Here is a 12,413-nt window from a genome sequence, read left to right on the forward strand (position 1 = left end):
GCACACAAAATGGCACTTTCATTCTTGGCCTCATTCCCCTTTCCTAAACTGCCCCGGCGTAATCCCCTCATAGCGTTTAAACACCCTGATGAACGTGTTACTGTTCGAGAAGCCGACCTTTTGCGTAATCTCCGTAATTGTATCATCGGTTTCCGTCATCAACTGCTTGGCCAGCTGAACACGCTGTTTATTAACGTAATCAATAAACGTTTCCCCAGACTGCTCCTTGATGAACCGCGATAAATACGGCGCATTCACTTCAAACTTCAAAGACAGCGACGTCAGGCTCAAATCCATATCCGCCAAATGCTCATCAATATAGCTAAGCACTTGATCCTTCAGATTCGTATTGTGGCTTTTCTTCTTGGAATCGACGTAGTCACAAACGGTTTTCAAAAACTTATAAATTTCATCTTCAATTTCCACAAAGGACTCACATTGGGTCAATTGTTTAATGAGCGCATGCTTCTCTACTGCTAATTCATTAGGTCCTTGATCTAAATGCTCAATAGCCTTCAAGATCGTGCCAATCAGTTCAAACATGAGAAGTTTGCCGAGCTGCAGCGATAGCGTGCCGTCCGACACATTCGTTGCGATCAGTTCGCTGACAGCATCCATGGCCTCCTCGTACTGCCCCGTTCGAATATGATTGATCAGCTGCCGCTCCATATCCAGCGGATAATACAGCTCATTCTTCGGTCGTTTGATCCGATCAAAAGGGATAATTTGACTCGGTCCAATGACGAATTTATATTCCAGCGCCTCCAGCGCCTCATCGAATCCATGCGAGATTCCGGTCAAATGTGGATGAATATCACTAATGCCTATCGTCAGCTGAATATAAAATTTACCCTGAATGATCGTCTGCGCCTCTTGCGCAATCTCAATCAATTCCTGTTTCGTCCGAACTTCATCGTCATTCTGTATATTAACCAGAAAAGCTATCATACCGTCCACTTCGGTCGTGAACACCGTATGTTTTCTGCGAATCAGCTCTTCGGTAATGTTCGTCACGATATAATAGACATACTGCAATTTGGACTCCGCATCGCGCGTCCCGCTATCAGCAAACAAAGCCGCATAGTCGCCAATGTGAAACAGTAATACCGCAAAACGGTTCGTCTCAAACCGCAGGTCAAACGATGCCATCGATTGCGCGAGTGCCGAACCGCTCTCGACTCTGCCCTTGAGCAGTCGTGCCAGAAAATGGCTGCGCAGCACGTCTTGCTGCTTCTGGATGGTGCGGTTCGCCGTAACCTGCAAAGCTTCATTTTCCGACATAAAGGACTGGAGCAGTGAGAATTCATTCCCAATCCCTTCGATATTGGACTTCACCTTCGGAGAAACCAAATCCACCATGCGGCGGATAGGCATATAATGCCTTCGCGTCAGCCAGATGGACATCGGACCACCGACGAAAATACACAGAAACAAGCCCGCATAAATCCAACTGCGCAATTGGCTTACTTTTGCTGAATAGATTTTCGTAGGAACGATGGACACATACTTCCATTCATTTTCAACCGAAGAAACGTAAGAAACCGTTACCTCTTCCTTGCCCCATTTTTGACTAAATGAACCTTCCGCTGAGCGGATCTGCTCGAAATCAATCTCGGAGACATGCTCCGAATCGCCTGCGGTCATCAGCAGCTTATTGGTGGAATCGAGTATCAACACACTGCCTGCTTGAGCAATCTGTATATTTGAGATAGCTGCTTTCAAGCGTTCTGCATTCAGCATGACAACAAGAGTTGCCGGCGCTTCGCTTGCATTCTGAATCGGCAGTGACTGCATGTACACCATGTCATCGTCAGCGAATCGAAGGAAATTGCCATAGTAGATTTTCTCCATACTGTCGCTCCACTGTTTCATGGTGATGCCTTTATTTCCCGCGTGGAGCAATTGGAAAAGAAGCTCATCTTGATTCATTGTCGATGTCGTGACCCCGAAATGCCCTTTTTTCATGTATACATATAAATCACTAATATCCCCATTCGAGGCGGCATAAGAACGAAGTGAAGTGATCAGATCCAGTGTATCGATCTTGACTTGCGTACTGTTGAAATCAGCTTGATTAACATACTTAATGACTTTAGGATCGAGGGAAAGCTGGAGACCCATCCGCTTAATATCTTTGAACTGATTGTCCAGCGATTGCTTCACCTGGTTAAGCAGCGCTTTGTTGGATCGAATGACCTCCGAGTTTAATAAATGCTGTGACTGAAAAAGAACCAACATCGTGATGACGATGGGAATACATAGAATGGTTAAGTTCGAGTAAAGCCAAAATAAAAATACACTCCGCTTCACAAAGATGTCCTCCCTTACTCATGCTGTATGCCGTATTATCCCATCTTCACCCGCTCAAGTACATCTACGATTTTTGTATCATCATCATTTTTAGTGATTCCCTCACAGAAAGTGGAAAAAACCAAATATCCCGCCCCCTTTTGAAGATCCAAAAGAGAACAGGTCTGGTCGTTATTCTTTGAGCGCGCCAACCATGACGCCTTTCACAAAATATTTCTGTAAAAAAGGATAGGCAATCAGAATCGGTAAGGTAGCCACCATGATCGTTGCGTATTTAATACTTTCCCCAATCGCTTGCGTGTCGTTCGCATTTCCCGTTCCAGTGGTCATCGAATCCGTGCTGTTCTGCACCAGAATTTCCCTGAGAATCAACTGCAGCGGGAACTTCTCCCGATCGTGAAGAAAAAGCATCGCATTAAACCAAGAATTCCAGTGGGCTACGCCATAGTAAAGCACCATTACGGCAATAACAGGCATGGACAGCGGCACCACGATCTGGAACAAAATGCGCCATTCGCCTGCACCGTCAATCTTAGCGGATTCCATCAAACCCTCAGGGATCGCTTCGAACGAAGTTCGCATAATAATCAAGTTCCACGTGCTGATCGCCACGGGCAAGATGAGTGCAAGGTAGCTATTGCCCATTTGCAGATAGTTGTTGATTAACAAGTATGTCGGAATCAATCCGCCACTGAAATACATCGTGAACACGATACAGATCATCAAGAACTTCCGCATCACGAACTTTCTGGACAGCGCATAGGCACCAAGCGTAGTAAAGAACAAATTAACCGCCGTACCCACAATTAAGATGAGCAAAGTATTCCCATATCCCGTCAAAATGTTGGGATTCGCAATCACTTTCTGAAAAGCGTCGAGGTTAAACCCCAGCGGTTTCAACAATAAGCCGGAATGCTGGATGAGCAAATTGGAATCGCTGATGGAAGCCATGAAAACATAGTAGAACGGGTACAACGTACAGACGATAAGCAATATCATCAGAATCGCATTACCGATATCGAATAGACGCTCAGTTGCGCTTAATTTCATCGTTAGTTCCTCCTACCACAACCGGCTGCCGGAGAATCGGCGGGATATGCTGTTAGCGCTAATAAGTAAAATGAAGTTGATCATGGATTGAAATAGCCCAACGGCCGTTGTATAGCTATAATCATTCCCTTGTGCCAGCCCTTCACGATAAACAAAGGACGAAATCACATCCGCTGTTTCATACGTATTTGGATTATAAAGCAGAACGACCTTCTCGAAGCCGACCTCCATCAATCCGCCAATGCGAAGAATGAGCAAAATCATAATCGTTGGAATGAGTCCCGGAAGCGTTACACTCCAGATTTGACGAAATCTCCCTGCCCCATCAACGCGAACAGCTTCGTACAACTCTGGGTTGATCCCGCTAAGCGCGGCCAAATAAATGATGGATGACCAACCAAGTTCTTGCCAAACAGACGTGCTGACGAAAATGGTACGGAAATTCTCGGCATTATTCATAAGAGCAGAATCTTGCCCGCCAAAGAACATAATGATGGAGTTTACAATCCCTCCACGGTTCGTGAAGTCAATAATTAACCCTGAAATGACCACAATCGAGATGAAATGCGGCAAGTAGGACACCGTCTGCACAATCGATTTAAAAAGCTTCTGGCGAAGCTCATTCAAAAGGATCGCAAGAATAATCGGTGCCGGAAAGCCGAATATGAGGTTATAAAAGCTAATCAAAAACGTATTGCGCAGCACGCGGATAAAATAATAGCTTTGAAAGAAATCTTTAAAATGCTGAAAGCCTACCCAATCACTGCCCCAAATGCCTTTCGCAGGACTAAAATCCTTGAAGGCGATAACGGCGCCATACATCGGGAAATATTTAAAAATGAAGAAGTACAGCACAACCGGCAGGACCATCAGGTAGATTGCGCGATTTTTTCTTATGTCATCTAGTAAAACCCGAATGGAATGGGCCATGTTTTCACTTCCTTATACGTGTGATGAAATAGGGGAGGCTGGCTCCCCTCGAGCTTTTTAGCGTTTGTTGTAACGATCCGTTGCCGTTTGGTAGATCTCCACAGCACGGTCCATATTCATCTTTTTCACTTGCTCAACTGTTTTATCGTAATCTTCCACTTTTGCGGCACCCATCACAATTTTGGTGATTTGCTCTGTCAACAGCGTGCTTACATCGTTCAAAATTTTCGCCGACTCCTTCGCTTCATCCGTAGACAGAACCACTGGCGGCAGCATCACTTTGTAGGCGTTATTCGCATATTTAGCGTATAGTTTTACGGCATCTTTTTGAGCCGGCAATTGATAATACTGATCGTTGTAACGGTCATCATCCAAACCGGAGAAGCCGTAGTTGGCGATAAAATATTTAGCCATCGCTTGACTGATTGGCAGGTTGTCCGGATTTTTCAAAATGAGATCTGTGTACTTCGGTTGACCGTCAACTTTCGTATACGTTTGACCTTCGATACCGAAGTTTTTGAGCATTGCGCCTTCTTCGCTATACAGATAGTCCAAGGCTTTTACCGTTTCTGCCGCATGTTTGTTCGCACTCGTAATGACTGTTCCGATGTTGTCGTATTCCCAGGATGCTTGCACAAATTTAGGCTCGTCGCCCTTTTTCAAAACGGGATATTGGACAGCAGCGAGCTTGGCTTTCGGGTCTGTCTTCTGCAGCGCCGGTGTATACGTACCGATGCTTCCGCCGATGAAACCGTAGAACGCTCCCGCTTTGCCGGAAGTTACTTTGGCATCCATCGTTTTGGAATCATTGGAAGCGAAGTCCGGATCGATCAGACCTTCCTTGTACCATTTTTGCATCGTCGTCAAATATTGCTTAAACTCTGGCTGTGCAGGTCCGAATTTCACTTTGCCATTATCGAGATAGAAGCTGCTCGCATTGGCAATCGTCGACATACCCGTAACACCGTATGCGCCTGCGAAGTCAGCAAATGACATCGGATAGGATTTGTTCAAGGTGAAAGGAATCGCGCCTTTCTTCTCTTTGAACGCTTTGAGCACGGTTTCCCACTCATCCATCGTTTCCGGCGTTTTCAGTCCAAGCTCGTCCAGCCAATCCTGGCGAATGACCATACCGCTGAATGTTTTGTACTGACCGTATTGACCTACCTTCAAGTGAGGCATCGCATAAATATCACCGTTATCTGCCTTGATCTGTTTGGCGATCTGAGGGTTAGTGTCCATGATTTTTTTCAAATTCGGCGCATTTTTTTCAATTAAATCATTCAGTTTAATAATCGTGCCGTCTTTGAACATTTTGGATGTTCCGCCCTGCACACTGTTCCAATTCCACAGCATCGAATCCGGCAGATTATTAGAAGCAACCATGACACCGTATTGCTGAACATCATCTTGCGGTGTATTTCCAGAAGAATGTTGGAAGTCAAACGTTACGTTTGTCTTCTTGGCCCACTCTTTCACCATAGGCAGCTCGTTTAAGCTTTTGACGACGGCTTTCGCATTCGGATTCATCGGTGTCCACAATGTCACCTTCACAGGATCTTTAGAATCAGCAGTTGCGGCAGGCGCTGTGCTGCCCTTATCATTTGTAGACCCAACGTTTCCGCAAGCGGTTGCAAGCGATAATGTAAGAATGGTTGCCGCGATCGGCAGCATTTTAAATTGAAATCTTCTTTTCATGGAAACACTCCCCTTATCTCGTAGTCCGGCGCTAACGCCGTGAAGCAGATTAGCCCTGTGAAAGAAGCATATCTCACACTTCCTGATGTCGTATATCGTCGATTATTCAATCGTATTGTTTTCTTAGGAATAGACGTCGCTTCTTTTTGTATCATCCTCATTTTTTGAGAATGCCCTTATTTGCAAAGAAAAAATCGCCCTTTCGCCGCTAAAAGAGCCGGTTCGGTGGCGATTTTCCTATTAGTCGCTGATCAGCACTTCAATGCCAAGCGCCTCAATCGTATCGATCCATTCCTTCGAGCAGCCCGGATCGGTAATGAGCATCGAGATATCCTCGAGCTTTGACACTTTGGCGAACGTCGACATTCCGAATTTGGAATGATCCGCTACCAGAATGGCTTCCTCCGCTCGCTGCATCATTTTACGCGAAATGATGGCTTCCGCCAAATGGAAGTCGGTAATGCCGTCCGCGAGTGAAATTCCTCCTACAGAAATAAATGCCTTGTTCACCTTAAATTGATCCAGAAGCTGATCCGTTAACGAACCTGTTACGGCCTGGCACTCCATGTTCACTTCCCCGCCTGCGAAAATAATTCTCCCCCGGAACATTTCCATGGCCAGATTGAGAATCGGAACAGAATGGGTGATCAAAGTTACATTCGTACGATCCTTTAGGTAAGGCAAAATTTCAATCGTCGTCGTACCGTTATCCAGCATAATCGTTTCGCCGTCTTGGACCAAAGAAGCAGCCAGCTTACCGATGCCCGCTTTCTCCGGCTTCATCATCTGTGCCCGCCTAAGAAAAGGTGGCTCGACCAGCTCGATGCGCATTTTGACAGCGCCTCCGTACACTTTGCGAAGCTTGCCTTCCTTCTCCAGCCGATCCAAGTCCCGCCGCACCGTTTCCGTCGAGACATTAAGCATCTCAGACAGGTGATGCACCTGCACTTTCCCTTCCATCTCCAAATGGTTCAGGATGGTCATCCTGCGATCTTCGTATGTTAATGACATAATGGCCTCCTAAGAGTTTTCCGTAAGAAAAACTGGCATCGTAAGCATCAGCTATTGACCGATGATATCCACATGGTGATGTTTCCTGTTGTTTTCATCCAGTTTATAAGGTGGCGCTTACGATGTCAACGGATCGGCTCCCCCCTTAGCCAATGATGCAATAAGTGATTGAACCGTCCCCACGATCCATACAATTTCTTCATTGACAGCATAGCAAACCAGCGATACAATAGCCAACAAACAACAAAATATTATGAAGAAACAACACAATTACTACAAAATACAACTTACAGGAGGTCGTTATCTTGCAGCATCCGCTTGCCTTTCGCGAAGATCGAACTTTTACCATCGTTCAGTTCACTGATTTACATTGGGAAAATGGCGGGGATGAGGATCAGCAAACACGTCGTCTAATGGAAGAAGTGCTAGACGCCGAGCATCCTGACCTTGTCGTATTTACGGGCGATGTCATTTATACAGGGGCTTCAGGTGAACCTGTTTGCGAGAATCCGCATCAAGCGTTTCGCGATGCCGTTCACTCGGCCGAATCTCGCGGTATTCCATGGGCCGTTGTGTTCGGCAACCACGATACAGAAACTACCATCACTAGAGATGAGCTCATGCAGACCGTGCTGGCGCATTCTCATACCGTTACCCAGCGAGGTCCAGAAGAAATTAAAGGTGTCGGTAACTATACGCTATCCATTTCGGGCTCCGATGGTCAGACCGCTGCCGCTTTGTATTTCTTTGATTCCGGGGATCGCTCTGCCCTGCCGCATATCCACGGTTATGATTGGATTCGCAGCAATCAGATTGACTGGTACAGGGAGGAATCCCGTAAGCTCCAATCGAGCATCGGGGCGCAAGATTACCCTGCCCTGGCTTTTTTCCACATCCCGCTTCCGGAATATCAACAAGTTTGGGACAATGAGACGTGCTATGGCAACAAGTTTGAGCATGTCTGCTGCGCTCCCGTCAATTCAGGCTTATTTACGGCTATGGTTGAAATGGGCGATATCGTCGGAACCTTCTGCGGCCACGACCACGTCAACGATTATTGGGGTGAGCTTCACGGAGTACGTCTCTGCTACGGAAGAGCAACAGGTTACAACACCTATGGCAAAGACGGCTTCCCCCGCGGTGCCCGGATCATTCGACTCCGCGAAGGCGAGCGTTCCTTCGAATCCTGGCTGCGACTGGCTGACGGCACGGTAATCCGTGATCAACCCGAACACCAACCTGGGGTTTAACCCTACCTAATCGTTTGGAGATGATCGTTTGTTTATCGTTTCAATTTTATTAGTCGTAGCTTCAGGTCTTACGCACGCAGTCTGGAGCTTATTCACCAAAAGAAGCCAGAATAAAAGCGTCTTCCTATGGTCCATCATGATGGTAACCACAATCGGACTTCTTCCTTATTTAATCAGAGAACTATGGCTTAACCCTCTATCTCTAAAAGCCTACGGATTCCTACTTTTATCTGCGTGCTTGCAAAGCGTCTATTCCCTGTTGCTGGCACGCACCTACAATATGGGCGACCTGTCCCAGGTGTATCCGATTATGCGAGGAACCAGCACGCTACTCATTCCCATTGGCAGCGTCTTGTTCCTTCGGGAATCCTTATCGATATACGGTTGGATAGGTCTGCTCTGCATGGTTTTCGGTTTTATTTGGCTTAGCGGTATTTTCACCCGTAAATCAGCATCCGCCGGAACGGTTAAACCATTCCTTATGGCCCTTAGTGTCGGCCTATGTACGACATGTTACGTTTTTGTTGATCGCTTCAATCTTCAGCATGTCTCAGCTATCTCATTACTTGAGGTTACGAACATCGGGTTCATGGCTGCACTGACGCCGATTGTACTCGCTTCCAAACAACTTCGCGTCGAATGGAAGCTTAACGCCAAGATCATTTTACTGGGTGCAATCCTCAATCCTGGATCCTATTTATTATTTTTGTTTGCCATGAAATATGCCCCTGTCGCCCATATCTCACCCATTCGTGAGATTGGCACTGTCTTTGCTACCATTCTCGGCATTGTTGTGCTCAAAGAGAAGCAAGGCACTCTAAGAATTATTTGCTCGATTCTCATCTTGATCGGCATACTGATCATTAGTTTTTTTGGCTAAAAAGGAGTGCCATAAACAAACTCCACCTCGATGAAATTTTACCGAAAATTCTTTATAGCAGGATATACATACATTGACTTTATTCCAAATCCATCATATCATTATGTCAGTGAGTACTGACATCGTTGTGGAAGAGGGATCATATGGACAGTAGCAAGCTTGGAAGCAGCGATAGACTTCTCTTGGCGGCACTCAATTTGATTGCGGCTAAAGGCTACAATGGGGTAACCACCCTTGAAATTGCCACGGAAGCAGGTCTTAGCGAGAAGACATTGTTTCGTCAATTCGGCAGTAAACAGAAGCTCCTCGAAGCCGCATTTGACCGCTATCATTATGCCGAAGAGATGAAGAAGCTGTTTAGTGAAAAGCTCGTGTGGGATCTGGAGGAGGATCTGCTTCTAGTCAGTAAAACCTATCATGAGATTATGAATCGTAATCGCAAATTGATCCAGATCAGTCTCAAAGAAGAAGGCCAACTGCCCGGCTTCCGCGAGCGTACGCACAAGCATCCTCTGCAATTGCTTGAAATCTTAACGAACTATTTCATCACGATGTCTGAAAAAGGTAAAATGATTCCCACGAATCCGGAGATGCATGCCTTCTCCTTCATGATGATGAATTTCGGGGCGTTCATGAACGATCTCGACAGCCATAAAAATTACGCCACCATTTCATTGGAGCCATTTATTCAAGAGAGCGTAAAGATTTTTGCTAGGGCCTTACAACCCTAGTTTTTTTACAGACTAAATGTCAGTCAGTACTGACAGTCAAATTTTAAAAAGGATGTGGTAAGATATGAGTCTCCAAACCCAAGAACCTCAGCAAGCCGGCGACAAATTAATGCGTATTTTGATGTTCACCCTGATTATATCCATGATGAGCGGCATCATGTTCAACATCGTTTTACCTAAGATTAGCGAAGACTTTTCCCTTACGATTTCCCAGGTCAGCTGGCTCTCTTCTGCCTACATTCTGATCTACGCGATTGGCGCAGTCACCTACGGAAAGCTGGCAGACAGCTATAAGCTGAAAAATTTGGTAACCTTCGGACTCCTATTATTTACAGTCGGGTCTCTCATCGGGCTGACCTCACAAACATTCGCGATGGCGCTAGTCGGCAGATGTCTGCAAGCTTCCGGAGCTGCGGTTATTCCGGCGATTGCGATGATCATACCTTTGCGCTATTTCGCTCCAGAGCGAAGAGGTGCTGCTCTGGGTATGACCGCGGTAGGTTTGGCTTTTGGTAATGCACTTGGGCCAGTAGTTGCCGCTTTAATCGTTAGCACGGTACACTGGCGCTGGTTATTTGCTGTACCCTTGCTTATTCTGGCGACAATCCCCTTTTACCGCAAGTATTTAGGAAATGAACAACCTGGGACAACAGGGAAATTTGACTGGATTGGCGGCAGTCTGTTAGCCATCACAATCGCTTTATTATTGCTGAGTGTTACCAAGGGAATCTGGCTTTTGTTAGGTGGTTTTCTCGCTTTAGGGTTATTCATTGCTCGAATTTGCACGGCTGGGGAGCCCTTTATTGCGCCAAAACTCTTTCGAAATAAAAAGTACACACTCGGACTGACCATTTCATTCCTGATCAGCGGCACTTGCTGCTCACTCTATGTACTCAGCCCCTTGATACTAACTGATATTCAGAAGTTATCATCTGTTTGGATCGGCTTCGCAATGGTCCCTGCAGCCGTGGCATCGGCCGTATTTGGACGTAAAGGCGGTAGACTCGCGGACCTAAAAGGCAACTCATTCGTCGTTTACGTAGCTTCAAGCTTACTGCTGGCTTGTTTTATTTTACTCTCCACATTTACCGGAGGTTCCCCCCTATTTATTGCTGTATTTCTGATTCTCGGCAACGTCGGGCAATCTTTCATTGTCATTGCGATATCCAATTCGGTTTCAAGAACCTTGCCGAAGGAACAAGTTGGTGTTGGAATGGGCATGCTGGCGATGGTCAACTTCATTTCGCAAGGGATCGCTATCGGCGTATACAGTAGAATCGTTGATCTTGGATCCCAAGGTGTTCCGCAATGGAATCCTTTATACAGCTACTCATCTGGCTTTATTTTCAGCAACATTTGCTTCGTTATAGCCGCATTGCAGCTGGTTATTCTAGCGATTTACTATGTCTCGTTTGGCAGGGGGAAGCAAGAGAAGGCTGTGGTTTTGAAGGAGTCTGAGGTCGCTACTTTATCGAATAGTTATAATTAAACGACAAAATCAAAGAAAACCCATGCGCAGTTGCATGGGCTTTCTTTGATTTTATTGACAAACTTGTAAACTTTTCAATTCCCCTTTGGTTGTGAAGAAGTTTTTAATAACGAGTTCCTTCATTCTTTTATGTTCATCTTGCAAGATCTCCTCAGAAGACATATTGCATCTAGTCTGGCTTTGTCGAAACCGTTTTTTTAGAAAAACAAAAGCCCAAGCGTTAACTCGCTTGAGCTCTTATAGGTTGGGCAATGGTACATGTGATGGACGTCGCTTTATTTGAACCGCTGCGCTTGCCTTGAAGGCATAATGGTCAGTTCCGAAATGTTGACATGCTCAGGCTGCTCTAGTGCATAGAGTGCTACCTCGGCAACATCATCGGGATGTAACGGCAAGACGTTCGAAGCAAACGCGCGAATTTCATCCTCGGAATACCCGGCCACCTGAGAGAATTCCGTTGCCACCGCCCCCGGCTGAATCGTAGTAACGCGAATCCCCTGAGAAAGTGTCTCCAAACGCAATGCAGACGCTAGGGCGTTAACGCCGTATTTCGTCGCGCTGTATGGGCCTCCTCCGGCAATCACTTCCTTGCCGGCAATCGAGGAGATGATAATGATATCTCCCTTGCCCTGACCCAGCATCGGGGGGAGCCCATACCGCAGTGTCAGCATAAGACCGTGCACATTGGTCCTGTACATCTCCTCCCACCTTTCCAGATCCACATCTACCAAAGTACTTCGATATCCGAATCCGGCATTGGCGACTACAATGTCAAGACGCCCCCAGCGATTAATAATTGCATTGACCACATGCTGTACTTCTTCAGCATTTTGAATATCAGCAGTTACCGCCATAACCTCGTACAATTCCTCTTTATGCAATTCCTGAACCAGCTCATCCAATCGTTCCCGCCGGTGTGCCACCACGGTCACATGTACGCCGCGCTTTGCCAGCTTCCTAGCAATCGATGCTCCAATGCCGCTGCTGGCGCCTGTCACCAAGGCTACTTTGCCGGCCAGACTCTCCTTCGCATTCCATGATAACGCTAAATCATCCAGTTTCAT

10 protein-coding genes are annotated in these 12,413 nt (G+C 46.3%); 4 read left to right on the top strand and 6 right to left on the bottom strand.

Going from position 1 to position 12,413, the window contains the following annotated elements:
* Positions 1 to 30: 30 nt before the first annotated feature.
* From NYR53_RS30835 to NYR53_RS30855, 5 genes are all read right to left on the bottom strand, one after another.
* Positions 31 to 2,310 carry a helix-turn-helix domain-containing protein gene (locus NYR53_RS30835; RefSeq protein ID WP_261302849.1) on the bottom strand — a complete coding sequence of 760 codons (2,280 nt, stop codon included), beginning with the start codon at positions 2,308 to 2,310 and terminating at the stop codon, positions 31 to 33.
* A 171-nt stretch (positions 2,311 to 2,481) separates the two neighbouring features.
* The gene (locus tag NYR53_RS30840) at positions 2,482 to 3,360 is read right to left on the bottom strand and encodes a carbohydrate ABC transporter permease (protein ID WP_261302850.1); all 879 of its coding nucleotides are present in this window, start codon (positions 3,358 to 3,360) and stop codon (positions 2,482 to 2,484) included.
* A 12-nt stretch (positions 3,361 to 3,372) separates the two neighbouring features.
* Positions 3,373 to 4,290, bottom strand: a complete 918-nt coding sequence (locus NYR53_RS30845; RefSeq protein WP_261302851.1) for an ABC transporter permease — start codon at positions 4,288 to 4,290, stop codon at positions 3,373 to 3,375.
* A gap of 57 nt (positions 4,291 to 4,347) precedes the next feature.
* Positions 4,348 to 5,988 (bottom strand): type 2 periplasmic-binding domain-containing protein, encoded by a 1,641-nt coding sequence (locus tag NYR53_RS30850; RefSeq protein ID WP_261302852.1) that lies wholly within the window; start codon positions 5,986 to 5,988, stop codon positions 4,348 to 4,350.
* 240 nt (positions 5,989 to 6,228) lie between these two features.
* Positions 6,229 to 6,999 (bottom strand): DeoR/GlpR family DNA-binding transcription regulator, encoded by a 771-nt coding sequence (locus NYR53_RS30855; protein WP_261302853.1) that lies wholly within the window; start codon positions 6,997 to 6,999, stop codon positions 6,229 to 6,231.
* 305 nt (positions 7,000 to 7,304) lie between these two features.
* On the opposite strand from NYR53_RS30855, the gene NYR53_RS30860 reads away from it, so the two are divergent.
* The 4 genes from NYR53_RS30860 (at position 7,305) to NYR53_RS30875 (ending at position 11,349) form a co-directional block, all read left to right on the top strand.
* On the top strand, positions 7,305 to 8,249 hold the full coding sequence (locus NYR53_RS30860) for a metallophosphoesterase family protein (RefSeq protein ID WP_261302854.1): 945 nt from the start codon (positions 7,305 to 7,307) through the stop codon (positions 8,247 to 8,249).
* Positions 8,250 to 8,277: 28 nt separating this feature from the next.
* On the top strand, positions 8,278 to 9,129 hold the full coding sequence (locus NYR53_RS30865; RefSeq protein ID WP_261302855.1) for an EamA family transporter: 852 nt from the start codon (positions 8,278 to 8,280) through the stop codon (positions 9,127 to 9,129).
* 143 nt (positions 9,130 to 9,272) lie between these two features.
* Complete coding sequence (locus tag NYR53_RS30870; RefSeq protein ID WP_261302856.1) at positions 9,273 to 9,860, top strand: TetR/AcrR family transcriptional regulator; 588 nt, start codon at positions 9,273 to 9,275, stop codon at positions 9,858 to 9,860.
* Positions 9,861 to 9,924: 64 nt separating this feature from the next.
* Positions 9,925 to 11,349: an MFS transporter gene (locus NYR53_RS30875; RefSeq protein ID WP_261302857.1), complete on the top strand. Its 1,425-nt coding sequence runs from the start codon at positions 9,925 to 9,927 to the stop codon at positions 11,347 to 11,349.
* 275 nt (positions 11,350 to 11,624) lie between these two features.
* Here the strand turns inward: NYR53_RS30875 and NYR53_RS30880 are convergent, their stop codons facing one another.
* Positions 11,625 to 12,413, bottom strand: coding sequence for an SDR family oxidoreductase (locus NYR53_RS30880; protein WP_261302858.1), 789 nt, complete (start codon positions 12,411 to 12,413; stop codon positions 11,625 to 11,627).

This window comes from Paenibacillus andongensis (genome assembly GCF_025369935.1).
In the GTDB taxonomy this organism is placed as follows: Bacteria; Bacillota; Bacilli; order Paenibacillales; family NBRC-103111; genus Paenibacillus_E; species Paenibacillus_E andongensis.

Bases quoted from the DNA above. Each gene is read 5' to 3' on its own strand.
- NYR53_RS30845 (WP_261302851.1), bottom strand. From the start codon at position 4,290: ATGGCCCATTCCATTCGGGTTTTACTAGATGACATAAGAAAAAATCGC.
- NYR53_RS30840 (WP_261302850.1), bottom strand. From the start codon at position 3,360: ATGAAATTAAGCGCAACTGAGCGTCTATTCGATATCGGTAATGCGATT.
- NYR53_RS30875 (WP_261302857.1), top strand. From the start codon at position 9,925: ATGAGTCTCCAAACCCAAGAACCTCAGCAAGCCGGCGACAAATTAATG.
- NYR53_RS30870 (WP_261302856.1), top strand. From the start codon at position 9,273: ATGGACAGTAGCAAGCTTGGAAGCAGCGATAGACTTCTCTTGGCGGCA.
- NYR53_RS30855 (WP_261302853.1), bottom strand. From the start codon at position 6,999: ATGTCATTAACATACGAAGATCGCAGGATGACCATCCTGAACCATTTG.
- NYR53_RS30850 (WP_261302852.1), bottom strand. From the start codon at position 5,988: ATGAAAAGAAGATTTCAATTTAAAATGCTGCCGATCGCGGCAACCATT.
- NYR53_RS30880 (WP_261302858.1), bottom strand. From the start codon at position 12,413: ATGAAACTGGATGATTTAGCGTTATCATGGAATGCGAAGGAGAGTCTG.